The organism is Paraburkholderia sp. 2C (genome assembly GCF_054589215.1).
In genome coordinates, this window is record NZ_BAAILL010000031.1 from 127,416 (window position 1) to 145,014 (window position 17,599).

At 64.9% G+C, this 17,599-nt stretch carries 13 protein-coding genes and 1 pseudogene; 10 read left to right on the forward strand and 4 right to left on the reverse strand.

Annotated features, from left to right (window positions below; genetic code table 11):
- Window positions 1-599: 599 nt before the first annotated feature.
- Window positions 600-1,808, reverse strand: coding sequence for a zinc-dependent alcohol dehydrogenase (locus ACYPXD_RS07835; protein WP_459709383.1), 1,209 nt, complete (start codon window positions 1,806-1,808; stop codon window positions 600-602).
- Window positions 1,809-2,004: 196 nt separating this feature from the next.
- On the opposite strand from ACYPXD_RS07835, the gene ACYPXD_RS07840 reads away from it, so the two are divergent.
- Window positions 2,005-2,931: a glycosyltransferase family 2 protein gene (locus tag ACYPXD_RS07840; protein ID WP_459709385.1), complete on the forward strand. Its 927-nt coding sequence runs from the start codon at window positions 2,005-2,007 to the stop codon at window positions 2,929-2,931.
- Here the strand turns inward: ACYPXD_RS07840 and ACYPXD_RS07845 are convergent.
- Window positions 2,864-5,695, reverse strand: a complete 2,832-nt coding sequence (locus ACYPXD_RS07845) for an ATP-binding cassette domain-containing protein (RefSeq protein WP_459709387.1) — start codon at window positions 5,693-5,695, stop codon at window positions 2,864-2,866. The genes ACYPXD_RS07840 and ACYPXD_RS07845 overlap by 68 nt on opposite strands.
- 371 nt (window positions 5,696-6,066) lie before the next feature.
- On the opposite strand from ACYPXD_RS07845, the gene ACYPXD_RS07850 reads away from it, so the two are divergent.
- From ACYPXD_RS07850 to ACYPXD_RS07885, 8 genes are all read left to right on the forward strand, one after another.
- Window positions 6,067-7,365 carry a glycosyltransferase gene (locus ACYPXD_RS07850; RefSeq protein ID WP_459709390.1) on the forward strand — a complete coding sequence of 433 codons (1,299 nt, stop codon included), beginning with the start codon at window positions 6,067-6,069 and terminating at the stop codon, window positions 7,363-7,365.
- A 138-nt stretch (window positions 7,366-7,503) separates the two neighbouring features.
- Complete coding sequence (locus ACYPXD_RS07855) at window positions 7,504-8,169, forward strand: D-glycero-alpha-D-manno-heptose-1,7-bisphosphate 7-phosphatase (protein WP_459709392.1); 666 nt, start codon at window positions 7,504-7,506, stop codon at window positions 8,167-8,169.
- Entirely contained in the window at window positions 8,166-9,368 is a 1,203-nt protein-coding gene (locus tag ACYPXD_RS07860) for a glycosyltransferase family 9 protein (RefSeq protein WP_459709394.1), read from the forward strand. Before ACYPXD_RS07855 ends, ACYPXD_RS07860 begins: the two co-directional genes overlap by 4 nt.
- Before the next feature lie 55 nt (window positions 9,369-9,423).
- Entirely contained in the window at window positions 9,424-11,178 is a 1,755-nt protein-coding gene (locus ACYPXD_RS07865) for a carbamoyltransferase family protein (RefSeq protein WP_459709396.1), read from the forward strand.
- Window positions 11,175-12,200, forward strand: a complete 1,026-nt coding sequence (locus ACYPXD_RS07870) for a glycosyltransferase family 2 protein (protein WP_459709398.1) — start codon at window positions 11,175-11,177, stop codon at window positions 12,198-12,200. Before ACYPXD_RS07865 ends, ACYPXD_RS07870 begins: the two co-directional genes overlap by 4 nt.
- The gene (locus ACYPXD_RS07875; RefSeq protein ID WP_459709400.1) at window positions 12,197-13,345 is read left to right on the forward strand and encodes a glycosyltransferase family 9 protein; all 1,149 of its coding nucleotides are present in this window, start codon (window positions 12,197-12,199) and stop codon (window positions 13,343-13,345) included. The genes ACYPXD_RS07870 and ACYPXD_RS07875 overlap by 4 nt, the downstream gene beginning before the upstream one ends.
- Window positions 13,335-14,288 (forward strand): glycosyltransferase, encoded by a 954-nt coding sequence (locus ACYPXD_RS07880; RefSeq protein WP_459709403.1) that lies wholly within the window; start codon window positions 13,335-13,337, stop codon window positions 14,286-14,288. The genes ACYPXD_RS07875 and ACYPXD_RS07880 overlap by 11 nt, the downstream gene beginning before the upstream one ends.
- A gap of 41 nt (window positions 14,289-14,329) precedes the next feature.
- Window positions 14,330-15,352 (forward strand): UDP-glucuronic acid decarboxylase family protein, encoded by a 1,023-nt coding sequence (locus ACYPXD_RS07885; RefSeq protein WP_459709406.1) that lies wholly within the window; start codon window positions 14,330-14,332, stop codon window positions 15,350-15,352.
- Window positions 15,353-15,409: 57 nt separating this feature from the next.
- Here the strand turns inward: ACYPXD_RS07885 and ACYPXD_RS07890 are convergent, their stop codons facing one another.
- A complete protein-coding gene (locus ACYPXD_RS07890) occupies window positions 15,410-15,700 on the reverse strand; it encodes a hypothetical protein (RefSeq protein ID WP_459709408.1) in 291 nt (96 codons plus the stop codon).
- A gap of 488 nt (window positions 15,701-16,188) precedes the next feature.
- The gene (locus ACYPXD_RS07895) at window positions 16,189-16,809 is read right to left on the reverse strand and encodes a YhjD/YihY/BrkB family envelope integrity protein (protein WP_459709568.1); all 621 of its coding nucleotides are present in this window, start codon (window positions 16,807-16,809) and stop codon (window positions 16,189-16,191) included.
- Between the two features lie 64 nt (window positions 16,810-16,873).
- Between ACYPXD_RS07895 and ACYPXD_RS07900 the strand changes: the two are divergent.
- A pseudogene (locus tag ACYPXD_RS07900) lies at window positions 16,874-17,496 on the forward strand (GlxA family transcriptional regulator); the annotation flags it as partial.
- Between the last annotated feature and the right edge of the window lie 103 nt (window positions 17,497-17,599).

Sequence of the window (17,599 nt, forward strand, 5' to 3'; positions counted from 1 at the left end):
TCGCGATTCCTTTCCTGATAGCGCAGTCAAGCAAACCGCGTGCCCCGGTTCAGGAGTCAGTCGCGCTCCGGAATGGCGCAACGAAGCGCAACAAACTTTAGTGAGAACCGCGGGGAACGGCTGCTCAGGTCAGAGCACGTGAGACCGAAAACCGTGGAATCCGCATCGTGAAGATCGCCTCTTTCTGTCGATTCGGCTTGTATGGTGCCGTTGTGCGCACCTTCGATGCGCCGGCAGTCGTAAAGACCCAAGCCCATACTCGAAGACGCTCCGTGTCGCCGGGGCGCGCGTCTGTCCGCGTCAATGGATCAAAGAGCGTGGGCAGGGCGGCTGCGGGTATCAGGCTGCACCCGTTCAACACGAGGAGTCGACTATTCACCGTGACCGAAGCATGGGCACTTACATTCCGAACGTCTCGGGTTCCACTGTTATCTCGTAGCCTCAATATCCATACAGCTTCGTCACTTATGCTTCCTGCCGAGGCCCACGCCAGCACGCACGAGTTACAAAACCGTGGCCCCCTCCCTGCCAGCCTTGGAAAGGGTGCGCATGGTCAAAGGCCAGGAAGTGGTCCATGCGCCCGCTCCTTGACACATCACTCATGGCTCAAGCTTCACCTTGATCCACCCCGGTTCGCGTGCATCGAACGCGTGATACGCGTCGATCGCATTCATGATCGGCTCGCGCTGCGTGAGCACGCTGATTGGATCGAGCGAATCGTTGCGTACGAGTTCGACGAGCTTCGGCGTAATCGACCGGTGGTTGCAGTTGCCCATCTTGACGGACAGGTTACGGTTCATCGCCTCGCCGATCGGAAAGAAGCGATCGCCTTCCGGGTAGACGCCGATAATCGACACGGTGCCGGCCTTCGCGACCGCCTTGACGGCCCAGCGCAGCACCTGCGAAGGGCCGCTGCCGGGCTGCCAGTTGCCGTCGTGCGGATTCTGCCGCGGCACGATCTCCCTGCGTTCCTCGTCGAACTGGCTCTGCGCGTCTTTCTGGCTTTGCGCGGCCGCGCCCTGTTCGGCCCGCACCGCATCGACGCCGACCGCATCGATCGCGCGGTCCACGCCGATACCGCCCGTCAGTTCGAGAATCGCCTGCACCGGATCGTCCTGATCGAAGTCGACGATTTCCGCGCCCTGCTGACGCGCCATCTCGAGACGCGACCCGATGCGGTCGACGACGATCACGCGGCCCGCGCCCATCAGCTTCGCACTCGCAATCGCAAACTGGCCGACCGGGCCCGCGCCGAACACGGCGACCGTGTCGCCGAGCTGGACTTCCGCGAGCTGCGCACCGAAGTAGCCGGTCGGGAAAATATCCGACAGCAGGATCGCGCGATCGTCGTCGACGTTATCGGGCAAGCGGATCAGGCTCGCGTGCGCAAGCGGCGTGCGCGCATATTGCGCCTGCAGCCCGTTGAACGGGCCCGTCGTTTTCGGGCCGCCATAGAACGCCGTGCCGGCCAGCGGCCCGTTCGGGTTCGCCGTATCGCATTGCGCGGTGTAGCCCGCGCGGCAATACGAACAGAACCCGCATGAGATCGTCGACGGCACGAGCACGCGGTCTCCGCGCGCGAGATTGCGCGCGTTGCGTCCCACTTCTTCGACGATGCCGACCGCCTCGTGACCGAGTATCGTGCCGGGCACCATGCCGGGCATCGTGCCGCGAATCATATGCAGATCGGTGCCGCAGATCGCGCTCGACGTGATGCGCACGATCGCATCGGTCGGTTGCTCGATCGTTGGGTCGGGAACCGTATCGAGGCGAATATCGCCAATACCGTGGAATACGACAGCTTTCATCTATGCTCTCCCGTGTCAGGTTCAAGACGGCGCGATGGCCGGACACTGCAGACGAGCAAACCGAAGTCCTGACGCGAGCGCTGACGAGAATCGCGCGCAATGCGGCTGCGGCGCCAGGCACTGCGTTTGCAAAACCGGTGTCATCGCGCGGCCCGGTCGATCGATGCGCCGCGCACTACCGAACCGATGAGAAGACATGTCCGAATCGATAGCCGAATCGCGCATTTCCGTGGTCGTCCTGACCCATAACCGCATGGCGCAGCTGATCGAAACCTTGATGCGGCTGCGCGCATTACCCGAACGTCCGCCGATTGTGATTGCCGACAACGGCTCCACCGATGAAACCGTGCGCATGGCCGGCATGCTCTTCCCCGACATCACGATCGTGCAATGCGGCGCCAATCTCGGCGCGGCCGGCCGCAATCTCGCCGTTGCCTGCGTGCGCACCGACTACGTCGCATTCTGCGACGACGACACGTGGTGGAAGCCCGGTTCGCTCGCCCACGCCGTACGGTTGCTCGACGCGTACCCGCACGTCGGCATTCTGAACGCGCGCATCGAGGTCGGCGTTGCGGGCGAAACCGATGCGGTCTCGACCGTCATGCAGATGAGTCCGCTCGACGCGACCGGTTTGCCGGGGCCGTCGCTGGTCGGCTATATGGCGGGCGCGTCGGTCATGCGCACGAGCGTGTTTCATCAGACAGGCGGCTACGACACGCGCTATTTCATCGGCGGCGAAGAGGAGCGCCTCGCGCTCGACGTGCTCGCCGCAGGGCATGCGATTGTTTACTGTGCGGCATGCACGATCGCGCATCATCCGTCGCCGTTGCGCGATAGCGCGCTGCGTCGACGGATGCTTGCACGCAATGCGGCATGGACCGCGTGGCAAAGGTTGCCGGTGATCCACGCGTTGCGCGCAACCGTTCGCGCCTTCGAATGCTTTCGAAAGGAAGGCTCGCTGCGGCGCGACGGAGTCGATCTGCTGCGTGGCTTGCGCTGGGCGCTGCGCGAACGCCGGTGCGTGCCGGACCGCGTCGCGGCGATGCTCGCAGCGGTCAGACTCGATGCACGCGCGCCACGTCGCGAATCGCCCCGATCAGAACTGCCGCAGCGACAGGTTTAGTCAGATGCGCGGCAAACCCCTCGTGCAATGCGCGGACGGCGGCGCCGGTCGCCGGTTCCATATAGCCGGTCAGCGCGATTGCCGGCAAATGACCGCCGGCGGCAACCGCGTGCTGCGCTTCGAGGTCGCGTATGCGCTCGAGCACCTGATAGCCGTCTTCGTTGCCAAGCACGATGTCGCAGAGAAAGACCTGCGGCCACGCGTGCTTCGGTGTGTCCGCGAGACGTTGCAACGCGTCGTCGCCCGACGCGGCGAGCAGCACGTGCGCCCCGCTCGCGCTGAGGACCGCCTCGAGTGCGTCGCGCGCTTCTTCCTGGTCGTCGAGCGCGAGCACGGTCACGCCGGCAAGCGGTTCGTCGATAAGCCCAGCTCGAGCCGCCTGGGCAGCCGGCGCCGTTGGACGCAAACGGGCATTCGCGCTGGCCTCTGCGTTTGCATCCGCATTTGCTATGTCGGCATCTGACGCCGGTCCGACCTCAGCTTCGGCTCCAGCGCCGCGCATCCGCGCCGCCGTGGCTTCCAGAACCGGCCTCAGCGGAATCACCGCCGCATACGCGACGCGCTGGCCGATCTGCGTCGCGGTAAATCCGCCACCCAATGCTGAGAGTCTTGTCTCGATGCGCCGCGCGGCGTCTTCGGGCATCTCGCCGGGCCGCTCGCGTGCCCCGGATACGCTGAGCCACGCATGATTGGCGCGCCGCTCGACGCGCAGTTCGACAGTCTCGCCCGCGCGCGCGTGCCCGATCTCGTTACGGCACAACGACTCGACAATCTGCTTGAGATCGAGCCAGTCGCCGGTCGCGCAGAGCGCACCGTCGGGCATCGAAACGCGCCAGCGAACCCGGCGGCGCGCCATCTCGTCGCGCAGATCGTCGCCGACCGCCGAGACGAGCGGAGCCAGGTCGACGGCCTGCGCAGAAACCTTGCGCTGCATATGCTCGAGCTCGCCCTGCTGCCATTGCAGCGCCCACATCTTCGCGTAGACGCCATCGCGCGCGAGCAGGTCGGCGTGTGCACCCTGTTCGACGATGCGTCCATGTTCCATCACGAGAATCCAGTCGGCGTCGACAACCGTCGACAGCCGGTGCGCGATCGCCACCGAGGTGCGGCCTTGCGCAAGCCGGTTCAGTTCTGCCTGGATCGCGCGCTCCGAGCGCGTATCGAGTGCCGACGTCGCTTCGTCGAACACGATGATCCGCGGGTTCTTCAGAATCACGCGCGCAATTGCGATGCGCTGACGCTCGCCGCCTGATAGCCGCAGGCCGCGCTCGCCAACACGCGTATCGTAGTGATCGGGCAGACGCTCGATGAATTCGTCGAGCTGCGCGGCGCGCGCGGCCCGCACGATATCGGCGCGCGTCGCGCCGGGCCAGCCGTACGCGATGTTGTACGCGATCGTATCGTTGAACAGCACCGTGTCCTGCGGAACGATGCCGATCGCTTCGCGCACGCTCTTTTGCGTCGCCTCGCGCAAGTCCTGACCGTCGATGCTCACGCGGCCCGCACCGGGCTGATACAGCCGGAACAGCAGCCGCACAAGCGTCGACTTGCCCGACCCGCTGCCGCCGACCACCGCGAGCCGATGCCCCGGATGCACGCGAAAATGCACGTCGCGCAGCACCGGCCGCGACGCATCGTAAGCGAAATCGACATGTGCGAATTCGATCGCCCCGTCGGTGATGACGAGCGGGCGCGCTTGAGGCAAGTCTATATCCTCGCCCTGCACGCCTTGCGCCGCGAGAATCTCGAACATCCGCTCAACGTTCACCTTCGCGTCGTTGGTCTCGCGAAACACAAAACCTAGCATATTGAGCGGCATGCAGACCTGGATGATGTACGCGTTCACCAGCACGAGGTCGCCGACCGTCATGCGCCCGAGCAGCACATACTGCACGGCGATCAGCAGCATCGCGGCAATCCCGCTCGCGATCACGGCACTTTGCCCGACGTGCAAGGTGGTCAACGCGCGCTGGTTCGCGATGCGCGCGTCGATCCATTGTTCGAGCACATCGGTCAGGCGCCGCGATTCGACGTCTTCGGTCGCGAAGAATTTGACCGTGTCGTAATTGAGCATGCTGTCGACGAGCCGCGCATCCGACTGCGCCTCCAGCGCATTGACGCGCCGCTGCACGACGAGCCGCCGCTGCGTGAACGCATACGTATAGATCGCATAGCAAACGAAGGTCGACGCGATCACCGCGGTAAAGCCCCACGAATAGCCGCGCGCGATGATCACGACGATCGTCGCGATCTCGACAAACGTCGGCACGATCGCGAAGATTGCCGTGCCGAGCAGAAAGCCGATGCCATCGGCGCCCTTCTGCACGTCGCGCACGACCTTGCCCGTCTCGCGCTGCGCATGAAAACGCGCGCCGAGCCGATGCAGGTGCGCAAAGGTCCGTTCTGTGAACGAGGCAACCGTGCGCTGCGTGACGATGCTGAACACCACATCGCGCGCTTCGTTGAGCGCATCGGCAAGTAAGCGCAGCAGCGCATACGCAAGCACCAGAAAAACCGGCAGCAGCGCGAGCGACACCGGATGCCCGAGATCGTCGACGATATTCCTCAGCACGAGCGGCATCGCCACCGAAGCGAACTTGCCGGCAATCATCAACGCGAACGACGCAAGCGTGATGCCGCGGTACGCCAGCAGCGCGTGCCAGAGGTCGGCCGCGATGCGCCTGCGCAGGTGCCGGTCGCGTGACTGGCCGCCTGTTCGGCCATGGTCGTGCTGCTGGTCTTGCCGAAAATCGGTTGGCGTCATCTTCACTTTCCGGTCGCGTGATCACAAGACGTTTTCGTAGGCGAGCCAGATTCGGTCCCGCCTCGCCGCATACCCACGCTTCGTATGTTGTATCCGCAATGCAGCCCGATCCCAGGTGAATGGCATCCGCTCTGTGCCCACACATCGCCCGTCTTTTTACATTCGCCGTGTAAATCGGGGAGCGCCACAGCGCTTCGAAAAATACGCGCGCGACGAAAAAAACAGTACGTGCGCCGGCGTTCGTTGGAAATGCCCGCACTCATCGTTGGGCACATCGGATGCTGAAACCACTGCAAGCGCCGCTGCGCCGAAAGCCCCTCAATCCGGCCATCTCCCGTCACCCGCCCGACCACAAACCAAGAGGAACCCCAATGAAGATCGCCATGATCAGCGAACATGCGTCGCCGCTGGCTCTTGCCGGCGGCGTCGACAGCGGCGGACAGAATATCTATGTCGCGAACGTTGCGCGGCAGTTGCACCGGGCGGGTCATGAAATTGACGTATTCACGCGACGCGACCGGTCGCTGTTACCGCTCGTGTCCGAAATGGACGGCATCCGGATCATCAATGTTCCGGCCGGGCCGCCGCGGCAGCTCGCGAAGGAAGGCCTCCTGCCGTATATGAACGAATTCGCGGATTTCCTTGTGTCCTTCTTCAGGCAGGAGTGCCGCGCGTACGACCTGATGCACGCGAATTTCTTCATGTCGGGGATGGCCGCGTTAAGGGTGAAGCGCGCGCTGAACATACCGGTGGTCACGACGTTCCATGCGCTTGGCCGCGTGAGGCGCATCCATCAGGGCGACGACGACGGCTTCCCCGATCAGCGCTTTGACATAGAAGACGACCTCGTGCGCCATTCGGACACCATCGTCGCCGAATGCCCGCAGGACGAAATCGATCTGATCAAACTGTACGATGCGGATCCCGAACGAATCGAGATCGTGCCGTGCGGCTTTGACGTAGACGAATTGAAGCCCGTCGCGAGACCCGAAGCGCGTGCGACGCTCGGCTGGCCGCAGGACGAGTTTATCGTGCTGCAACTGGGCCGGCTCGTGCAGCGCAAGGGCATCGACAATGTGATTCGCGGCATCGGCACGCTAAAGCGCGACCAAGGCGTGAACGCGCGCCTCTATATCGTGGGCGGCAATTCCGAGGCACCGAACGAGATCGCAACGCCTGAAATCGCTCGCTTGCGCGGCATAGCGGCGCATGAGCAGGTTGCGAATCAGATCACCTTCGTCGGCCGGCGTGGCCGCGCGCATCTGAGTCTCTTCTATAGCGCCGCCGACGTGTTCGTGACGACGCCGTGGTACGAGCCATTCGGCATCACCCCTGTCGAAGCGATGGCCTGCGGCACCCCGGTGATCGGCGCCGACGTCGGCGGCATCCGCTACTCGGTCCGCGACGGCGAAACGGGCTGGCTCGTGCCGCCGCGCGATCCGCTTGCGCTGGCGGCGCGGCTCGCGCAACTGCATGCGAACCCGGCGCGCGCGCGACACATGGGCGAGGCCGGGTTGGCGCGCGCGCAGGCGCAGTTCACGTGGCAAGGCGTCGCGCAATCGCTGGAAGGCGTATACCGGCGGGTCGCGAGGCTGCCGAAGCCACGCGAGCGCGACGAAGCAACGGCTGTGCAGAGCGCACGCCCGGCCGCCGGAGGCGCTTACGGCTAGGCCTTCAATCAAGATCGTTTCAGGCGGCAAGCCGTGCGCAAGCGCAGCTGCACGGCGGCTTTCGACCCACCCCTTGCTCGTGTTCCCGTTGATATGGCCTATGCTAACGGTCCGGTTGTGAGGCCGGCGTTAAATCGCGTGTTTGAGCGCTCGCCGCATTGCATACCCGAGTATGCGACTGAGCACGCCGTCTTTCTCGACAAGGACGGCACGCTGCTCGACGATGTGCCGTACAACGTCGATCCCCGCAAGATGCGCTTCGCACCGGGCGCGCGAACGGCGCTCGAACTACTTGCGGCGTCCCGCTGCAAGCTGATCGTCGTCAGCAATCAGGGCGGCGTGGCGCAAGGCCGTTTCGCGGTCGAAGCCCTCGACGCGGTGGAACGACAACTGCGCGCGATGTTCGCCTCGTGCGGCGCGACGCTCCATGCGTTCTACGGGTGTCCGCATGACCCGCGCGGACATGTCGCGCCGTATGCGTGCGCGTGCGAGTGCCGCAAGCCAGCGCCGGGCATGCTGCTGCAGGCCGCGCGCGATCATCGGATCGATCTGCGCGCGTCGTGGCTGGTCGGCGACATTCTCGACGATGTCGAAGCCGGCAATCGCGCCAGGTGCCGAACGATCCTGCTCGATAACGGCAATGAAACCGAATGGCGCGGTGGGCCGCAGCGTTCGCCGTTCGCGTATGCGCGCGATCTTCATATCGCGGCACGGCTCATCGCCGGCGAGTGCGAGCACGCAACCGCGGGCGCGGACGATGCCGCGGCGGCCACGCCCCCCCCCGGTCGGAAAGCCGCTTCATGAAAAGCCTGTCCGCCCTCGCGAAGCCCATCACCGCACACGCGCGCCTCGCCGCCGCGCCGCCGCTCGACGCATGGGGCCCCGACGTCAGGCGCATCCTGTGCGTGCGCACCGACAATCTCGGCGACGTCCTGATGACCACGCCCGCGCTTCACGCCTTGCACAGCGCCGCGCCGGGCCGGCATCTGACCTTGCTGGCCTCGTCGGCCGGCTGCGCGCTCGCACCGTTTCTGCCCGATGTCGACGACGTGATCCGTTACGATGCCCCGTGGGCCGGCCATCACGCGTCGAAAACGGGCGCCTCAGGCGACCTCGCCATGCACGAGCTGCTAAAGAGCCGCCGCTTCGACGCTGCCGCAATCTTCACCGTCTACAGCCAGAATCCGCTCGGTGCGGCGACGCTTTGTTACCTCAGCGGCATCGAACGGCGCCTCGCACGATGCCGCGAAAATCCCTACGCGCTGCTCAACGACTGGGTGCCCGAGCGCGAGCCCGAACACGGCACACAACACGAAGTGCTGCGCCAGCTATCGCTCGTGAACGCCGTCGGCGTCCGTACGAACGACACGCGCATGCGCATGCGCGTCACGGACACCGAACGGATCGCCCTCGACACCGCACTCGGCACGCGCGGCATCGACGCCGCCCAGCCGTTTATCGTCATGCATCCGGGCGCCACGGCAGCCTCGCGCCGCTATCCGCCCGAACGCTTCGGCAGCGTGGCAGGGGAGTTGGTCCGCGCGACGGGCATGAACGTGCTCGTCACCGGCAGCGCCGGCGAGACGGCGCTCGCGCACACGTTGCGCGCGGCGGCGCCGGCCGCGTCGCGCCCATTTATTCACGAGTTGACCGATGCGCTCGATCTCGGCGCGTTTGCCGCGCTGATCGAACGCACGCGTGTGCTGATCTCGAATAACAGCGGCCCGGTGCATGTCGCGTCCGCATTGGGCACACCGGTTGTCGACCTGTACGCGCTGACCAATCCGCAGCATGCGCCGTGGCAAACACCGCATCGCGTGCTGTTTCACGACGTCGAATGCCGCTGGTGCTATCGCAGCGTATGTCCTTACGGACATCACGCCTGCCTGCTTGGCGTCGACGTGCAGGACGTCGTCGACGCGACGCTCGACCTGCTTGAAGAAACCCATTCGCGCGCAGCACCGCTGCCCGAGGACGACGAACCACAGCCACTCGCGCAATAAGGCAATCCGCGTCGCTTGCCGCTTTAGAGACAGTTTCGATACGGAACCACCGATTATGTACACACTCGGAATCAATGCGGTCTACCACGACAGCGCCGCGGCGCTGCTGCAAGACGGTGTCGTGCTGGCAGCCGCCGAAGACGAACGCTTCACGCACGTGAAGCATGCGAAACGGCCCGTGCCGTTTTCCACGTGGCAATTGCCTTTCGACGCGATCGACTATTGCCTGACCGCGGCGGGCATTACACTCAAGGACATCGATCACGTCGCCTATTCGTACGACCCCGCGCTCTTTTCGGGCATGCCGAAAACACCGGGCGCGACCATCGCGCTGCCGTTCGACCCCGCGCAGCAGCCGGCGACGAATCCGGCCGAATCGCCGTGGGACCCGCTTTTTCTCAGCTATATCGCCAATGCGAAGGCGCAATTGCTCGACGGCGCGCCGCATCATCTGGCGAAACGCTTTCGCGGTGTCGACCGCACCAGCTTCAAATGGCATTTTGTCGATCACCATCTATCGCACGAAGCGAGCGCTTTTCTCGCGAGCCCGTTCGACGACTGCGCGGTGCTGACGATGGACGGTCGCGGCGAAGGCGTGACAACGAGCATGGGGCGCTTCGTTGACGGCCACTACGAACGGCTGCGCCAGGTCGAACTGCCGCATTCGCTGGGACTGCTGTACGAGGCAGTGACGGGCTGGCTCGGTTTTCTGCACTCTTCGGACGAGTACAAGGTGATGGCGCTCGCGTCGTTCGGCAAGCCGCTTTACGCGGCGCAGTTCCGCGAGATCGTCAAGGTGAATCAGGACGGCAGCTATACGGTGGACGCGCCGCGGCTCGCCGAGCGTTTCGGTCCGGCACGCGAACGCGGCGGCCCGCTCGAGCAGCGCCACTACGATATCGCGAGTTCGCTGCAATGCGTGCTCGAAGAGACCGTGCTGCAGCTCGCACACTGGCTGCATCGGCAAACGGGGCTGACGCGGCTGTGCATGGCGGGCGGCGTGGCGCTGAACTGCGTGATGAATTCGAAGGTGCGCGACGCGGGCCCGTTCGAAGACATATGGGTGCAACCGGCCGCCGGCGATGCGGGCACCGCGCTCGGCGCCGCCTTGTGGACCGACTATCGGCAGCGCGGCGACCGCGTGCGGCACTGGACGATGGATCACGCGTATCTCGGCCCTGAGTATCTGGACGACGAAGTCGAGCAGTTTCTGAAGTGGTCGAAAATTCCCTATCGCCGCGCGGCCGATATTGCCGGCGAAGCCGCCGATATGCTCGCGGCCGGCAAGGTGCTCGGCTGGTACCAGGGGCGCACCGAGTTCGGCCCGCGTGCGCTCGGCGCGCGGTCGATCCTCGCCTCGCCGATCGACCCCGGCATGCAGGCGCGCCTGAACGAAATCAAGGATCGCGAAGATTTCCGGCCCGTGGCGCCGGTCGTCATGGAAGAGCACGCGGCGGATTGGTTCGTCGGTGGCCAGCGCGCGCCGTTCATGCTGTTTATCTTCGACGTGCGTGAAGAGAAAGCGGACCGTATTCCCGCCGTGCGTCACGTCGACGGCACCGCGCGCGTGCAGACCATCAACCGCGAGCAGCACGCGCTTTACTACGGTCTGCTCGACGCGTTTTATCAGCGGACCGGTGTACCGGTGCTCGTCAATACGTCGTTCAATACGCGCGGCGAGCCGATGGTCAACTCGCCGCGCGATGCGGTGGAGTCGTTCTGGACGTCGCCGCTCGATGCGCTGGTGATCGGGCCGTTTATTGTCGAGAAGGCCGGATCCGCTGCGGCTGGCGCTGGGGCTACGCGATGAGCACGGGTGAGCCGGCTGCTGTCAACGCGCCGCGGTCCACACTGCCCGAGGTGTCGGTCGTCGTGCCGACCCACCGTCGCCCCGCGATGCTCGCGACCTGCCTGAGCTCGCTCGCCGCTCAACAGCTCGACTGCGCGCGCTATGAAATCGTGGTCTGTGACGACGGCCCGGGAGACCGCGCCACACGCGCATACGTCGACCGCTTCTCCGCCGGGCAGGCACCGCGCGGCCTGACCGTTCGCTACGTGCCGGTTACCGCGACGCAAGGCCCCGCGGCCGCGCGCAATGCCGGCTGGCGCGTCGCGCGCGCGCCGCTCGTCGCCTTCACCGACGACGACACGATTCCCGACCCGCGATGGCTCGCAGCAGGTCTCGCGGCGATTGCCGACGCCAACGCCGATGCCGCATCCGGCCGCATCGTGATGCCGTTGCCCGAATACCCGAGCGACTATGAACTCGACGCAAGCGGCCTTGCGCGCGCCGAGTTCGCAACCGCGAACGTCTTCGTGCGCCGCGCCGCGCTCGCGGCGACGGGCGGCTTCGACGAACGCTTCACAGCCGCATGGCGCGAAGACTCCGACCTGCAATTTACGCTGTTGAACGCTGGCTGCCGGATCGTGCGCGCCGACGACGCCATCGTGGTCCATCCGGTGCGTCCCGCGCGCTGGGGGGTAAGCCTGCATCAGCAGAAAAAGAGCTTTTTCGAAGCGCTGCTGTTCAGCAAGCATCCCGCGATGTACCGGCAACGCATCGACGCGCGTCCACCGCTGCGTTACTACGCGATCGTCGCAAGCGCCGCGTGCGCGTTGGTCGCGGGTCTCGCCGGCAGCGGCGCGCTCGCGTCGTGCGCGCTCCTGGCGTGGGTGTTGCTCACCGCGGAATTCTGCGCGCGCCGCCTGCGCCGCACGCGACGTGACTGGCGTCATCTTGCGGAAATGGCATGGACGTCGCTGCTGATTCCGTTTCTGTCGGTCTACTGGCGTCTGTATGGCGCGTTTCGTTTCAAGGTGATGTTCCTATGAGCGCATTGATCGAATCGCCGGGACCGGAGCGCATCGTCATTTTCCGCGCACTGCAGCTCGGCGACATGCTGTGCAGCGTCCCCGCCCTGCGCGCGCTACGCCGCGCGGCGCCGCACGCGCATATCGCGCTGATCGGCTTGCCGTGGGCGAAAAGCTTCGTCGAACGCTATCGCGATCTGCTCGACGAACTGATCGTGTTTCCGGGGGCGCGCGGCTTTCCCGAACAACCCGAAGACGATTCCGCCCTGTCTAGGTTCACCGCTGCGGTACGCGAACGGCGCTTCGATCTGGCAATCCAGTTGCACGGCAGCGGCGGCGTCGCGAACGACATCGTCGGCCGGTTCGGCGCACGCACGTATGCCGGCTTCGTGCAGCCCGGCGAAACGCGCGACGGCTGCTTTATCGCGTGGCCCGATGCGTTGCCGGAGCCGCATCGCTATCTCGCGCTAACCGACGCGCTCGGCGCGCCGGCCGGCAGCGACGCCCTCTCGTTTGACCTGACGCCGCGAGATCTCGCCGAACACGAGGCACTCGTGGCGTTGCACCGCATCGCATCAGAGCGGCTCGTGGTCGTGCATCCAGGCGCGCAGTTGCCGTCGCGGCGCTGGCCCGTCGAGCGCTTTGCCGAAGTGGCCGACGCGCTCGTCGCCCACGGCTGGCGCGTCGCGATCACGGGCACCGCGTCGGAAATCGAACTGTCGGGCCGCCTGCTCGGCACGATGGCGATGCCGGCGTTGCATCTGGTGGGCGCCACTTCTCTCGGCGCGCTCGCTGCGCTCGTGCGCGAGGCACGGCTCGTCGTGTGCAACGACACCAGCATTTCGCACATTGCCGCCGCGATGCGGACCGCGAGCGTCGTCGTCGCGTCGGGCAGTGACACGAGCCGCTGGGCGCCGCTCGATCGTCAGCTGCATCGCGTGCTCGCCGACTATCCGGCGTGCCGGCCGTGCGCGTTCCGCGAATGCCCGTATGGACACGAATGCGCGCTGAACGTCAGCGTCGACAGCGTGGTCGCGGCTGCGCACCAGCAACTCGCGCTGAACGCCGCCGCGATACGCATGGCCGGCCCACACGCCGCGCCAGCGCATGCCGTGGCCGGCTCAAGCGCTTTCAGCGCACGCCGGGAGGCGCCCCATGTCCGCTAACCGGCGCCTGCGCATCCTCACCTGGCATGTTCATGGCAACTATCTGTATTACCTCACGCAAGTCCCGCACGACTTCTACCTCGTCACGCAGCCCGGCCATCCGCCCGGTTACGCGGGCCGGAACGGCACGCTGCCGTGGGGCGGCAATGTGCATGAAGTGCCGCTCGACGCAGTCGCGTCGCAGGCATTCGACATCGTGCTGTATCAGCATCGAGTTCATTGGGAGCACGACCGCGAGCATGTGCTGTCGGAAGCGCAGCGGCAGTTGCCGCGCATCTATATCGAGCACGATCCTCCGCTCGAAAACCCGTACGAGCAGAAGCATTGGGTCGACGACCCGCACACGCTGCTCGTGCATGTCACGCATTTCAACGAACTCGCGTGGGATTGCGGCGCGACGCCGACGCGCGTGATCGAACATGGCGTGGTCGTACCGAAAGACGTGCAGTACAGTGGCGAACTCGAGCGCGGCATCGTCGTCGTCAACTATCTTGCAGAGCGCGGCCGCAGGCTCGGCGCGGACCTGTTCGATGCGATGCGCGAGCGCGTGCCGCTCGACCTCGTCGGCATGGGGGCGGCGCGAAGCGGTGGCATCGGCGAAATACCAAACCTCGAACTCGCCGCATTTTGCGCACGCTACCGCTTCTTTTTCAATCCGATCCGCTGGACGAGCCTCGGCCTCGCCATCGTCGAAGCAATGACGATCGGCATGCCGATCGTCGGCTTCGCGACGACCGAGCTCGCAACCGTCATACGCAACGGCGAAAACGGCTATATGCATACGGACCGCGAAGTGCTCGTCGACGCCATGCACCGCCTGCTGCGCGACCCCGCGCACGCACGCTCGCTCGGCGATGCGGCACGCCGCACCGCGCACGAACGCTTTCATATCGACCGCTTCGTGCGCGACTGGCTCGAAGCGTTCTCACGCGTCAGCGCTTAAGCGCGGCGATGCGGGGAACCGCGAACACAGGGAGCAGCATCATGAAAGAACTGACACGCAAACGCATTCTTGTCACGGGCGGCGCGGGCTTTCTCGGCTCGCACCTGTGCGAACGGCTCGTCACGCAGGGCCACGACGTGCTGTGCGTGGATAACTTTTACACGGGAACCAGGGACAACATTGCACACCTGCTCGACTGCGCGAACTTCGAGATGATGCGCCACGACGTGACCTTCCCGCTGTATGTGGAAGTGGATGAAATCTACAACCTCGCATGCCCCGCGTCGCCCGTTCACTACCAGCACGACCCCGTGCAGACGACGAAAACGAGTGTGCACGGCGCGATCAATATGCTCGGTCTCGCCAAGCGCGTAAAGGCGAAAATCTTCCAGGCGTCGACGAGCGAAGTGTATGGCGACGCGCGCGTGCATCCGCAAACGGAAGACTACTGGGGCAATGTAAACCCGATCGGCCCGCGCTCGTGCTACGACGAAGGCAAGCGCTGCGCGGAGACGCTCTTTATGGACTATCGAAGGCAGCACGGGCTCGAGATCCGCATCGCGCGCATCTTCAATACGTACGGGCCGCGCATGCATCCGGCCGACGGCCGCGTCGTCTCGAACTTCATGATGCAGGCGCTGGAGGACAGGCCGCTGACGGTGTACGGCGACGGCTCGCAAACCCGCTCGTTCTGTTACGTCGACGACCTGATCGATGCGTTCGTGCGTCTGATGAATCTCCCGTCCGATCCCGGCTGTCCTGTCAACCTCGGCAACCCGCATGAAGTGTCGATGCTGGAAATCGCCCAGCGCACCAGAGCGATCACCGGCTCATCGTCTGCGATCGAATTCCGGCCGCTGCCCGTCGACGATCCGTGCCGCCGGCAACCCGATATTTCGCTGGCCACGCGCCTTTTGGGGTGGACGCCGCGCACCTCGCTCGAAGAAGGTCTGCGGCAGACGGCCGACTATTTCACGTCGATCGTCGGCACGGCACATTGCGCCTCGGCGTCGGCCCGAGGGATCAACTTCGTCGACACCATGATCGGGGATGCGCGGGCATAGCCACGCCGCAGCCCGCAGGGCCATAAAAGGCCACCTGCTCTGAACTGACCTCTTGCATCAGTATGCTTTTTTCGTTGCGCCAGCATTAGGTGCGGTAGATTCTGTTCCGCCCTTCTGCATCTGCTTATGCGATGCGCCACCAGATTTTTTCGCGGCTCCGGCACCGGAGGCACCCGACTCGCCGCCGGTCATCGGTGTTCCCGTGCGAGTCTCGTCGTGGCCACCGCCCGCCGGACCCGCACCACCTGCGCCGCCGCCTTGAGCATAGACGGCGCTCGACACGCCCAATATCGTCAACGAAACCAGGATTCCCTTCGCAGCATTTCGCATCATCGTCTCTTCGTGCATAAGCGCGCGACCGCGACCCGCTATGGGCGCGGCCTCGCGATTTTTCGTGTGCCGAAACTCCTCTGCTCGGTCAAACGTCCAACGTCCACGTCCCGATGAAACGACCCGGACAAGCGGCGGTAGTTGCGGCACCTTGTAATGCTCGTTCCGGATAATGCGAGCTACCTCCCCGGCGCGACAGCGGCGGCGGCTTCGGACCCGATCGCCGCAACCCCATTCATTGGCTTGACTAAAGGGAGGCCATGATGATCAGGCTATTTGGAGCCTTGGCACTCTCGGCCGGCGTGGCTGGTTGCGTTGCCGCCCAGCCATATGATGATTACGGCTATCCTGATTAAGGATACGCACCCGGCGGCTACGCCCGGCGCACCAGCATAAGTGTCGGCGTAGGCGGCGGCGTAGGGGCTGGCATCGGCGTGGGGTTTTGAGCTCGACGGCAACACCACTGCAGCTTGACTGTCGGAAACGCGATGCAGCGAGCAGCGGTCCTAACCGGCCTGTCCGTGAGCGTTCCGGCCGGGTCCCGCGGTTGCACCTGCAGGTTCTCGCAGCGCAGCAGTGACCTCGACACCCGGCAGGATAACAACGGCGCAAAAGCAAAGCCCCATCATGAGCACAGCCAGCGGCCCGGCAGCGCCGAACGAGCCGGCCCTTCCGGCGCGTGGAAGGTACAAACAAAACAGATATGTCGGCCCGATAGTGAAAAGGATTGCGTCGACAGGGCCTCCTATCAATGCATGGCGGACCGCCACGTGCGTATCCGGCAGCCATTTGATCAATGCGCTGAGACCGATGGTCAGCACCACGAGCCCAAATACAGATTGCGCGACTTCTGCAATCGCGGTTGCGGCCGTACCCGGTAAGGCGCGGTCCGCCGCCTGAAGGGCGGTCGAGAACCAGGCGATACGACGAGCAGGAACCCGGTTCCCATCAGAAGCTCCAGTGACACGAGACGCGTGCGGACCAGCAGCAATATGAGCGATAGCGCTGCTGCGATGCCCCGCCCTCCATTCGATGCGCGTGCTCCGCGATCGCCCGCATGGCGCTGGCCGCCTCGGGGCCCATGATCGCCTTGACCTGTGCGAAGAAACGGCCTTGCGCGACCTCATCTCCAATGAACCAGCCGAGGACCGCCAGGACAATCAATAGCGTCGGCACCGGTGAGAACGCAGAGAAAAACCGATGCTGGATGGCAGACGCGCGACGTTGCATGGGCTCATGCGTCCGAATTCCGGGCGCGCTTTCCCAGGGCCATCGCCGAGGAAGAGCGGATTTTGTCAACGACGGACCCATCTGGAGCTCGGCTGGAATGACAGCCGGCATCGACCTCGCACTGGCGCTACTCGATTACGACCTCGGCCCCAATGCCGCGAAATCGGTCGCCAGACTTCTTGTCATGAACCAGCGCCGGCTCGGTAGCCAGAAGCAACACTCCGCACTGCTCGACATGACGCCAAATCCGATCGGATCGAATCGATCCTTGCGCAGATTCGACTCAACCTGCGCAATCCACTGACCATCGACGAACTGTCGGATGTGGCCAATCTGAGCCCTCGTCGGTTCAGCCGCGCCTTTGTCGTAGAGACGGGGCAGTCGCCTGCAAAGGCAGAGGAACAACTTCGCGTCGAGGTGGCCCGATTCATGATCGAGCGAGGCCGACACACCACTAACGCGGCGGCGCAGGAAACAGGTTCGCGAACCGGGAACGCATGCGCCGGACGTCCCTCCGCGCGTTCGGCGTACCCGCCGACGTCCTGCGCAGGAACGCCCGGCGAGAACCGGTCACTGGCAGTTGACGTTTGATCGGTTGTCGTACCTTCCCGCAGAGACGAAAGACCAACGACCTGGTCGGGGACTTTCGCTTGTAGCGACGGCGAACGGCTGCAATTGGGTAAGCTG

Excerpts from the sequence above, each read along its gene's own strand:
- ACYPXD_RS07865 (WP_459709396.1), top strand. The coding sequence starts at position 9,424 with ATGTACACACTCGGAATCAATGCGGTCTACCACGACAGCGCCGCGGCG.
- ACYPXD_RS07840 (WP_459709385.1), top strand. The coding sequence starts at position 2,005 with ATGTCCGAATCGATAGCCGAATCGCGCATTTCCGTGGTCGTCCTGACC.
- ACYPXD_RS07860 (WP_459709394.1), top strand. The coding sequence starts at position 8,166 with ATGAAAAGCCTGTCCGCCCTCGCGAAGCCCATCACCGCACACGCGCGC.
- ACYPXD_RS07835 (WP_459709383.1), bottom strand. The coding sequence starts at position 1,808 with ATGAAAGCTGTCGTATTCCACGGTATTGGCGATATTCGCCTCGATACG.
- ACYPXD_RS07895 (WP_459709568.1), bottom strand. The coding sequence starts at position 16,809 with ATGAGGTCGCGCAAGGCCGTTTCTTCGCACAGGTCAAGGCGATCATGG.
- ACYPXD_RS07890 (WP_459709408.1), bottom strand. The coding sequence starts at position 15,700 with ATGCACGAAGAGACGATGATGCGAAATGCTGCGAAGGGAATCCTGGTT.
- ACYPXD_RS07850 (WP_459709390.1), top strand. The coding sequence starts at position 6,067 with ATGAAGATCGCCATGATCAGCGAACATGCGTCGCCGCTGGCTCTTGCC.
- ACYPXD_RS07880 (WP_459709403.1), top strand. The coding sequence starts at position 13,335 with ATGTCCGCTAACCGGCGCCTGCGCATCCTCACCTGGCATGTTCATGGC.
- ACYPXD_RS07875 (WP_459709400.1), top strand. The coding sequence starts at position 12,197 with ATGAGCGCATTGATCGAATCGCCGGGACCGGAGCGCATCGTCATTTTC.
- ACYPXD_RS07885 (WP_459709406.1), top strand. The coding sequence starts at position 14,330 with ATGAAAGAACTGACACGCAAACGCATTCTTGTCACGGGCGGCGCGGGC.
- ACYPXD_RS07845 (WP_459709387.1), bottom strand. The coding sequence starts at position 5,695 with ATGACGCCAACCGATTTTCGGCAAGACCAGCAGCACGACCATGGCCGA.
- ACYPXD_RS07870 (WP_459709398.1), top strand. The coding sequence starts at position 11,175 with ATGAGCACGGGTGAGCCGGCTGCTGTCAACGCGCCGCGGTCCACACTG.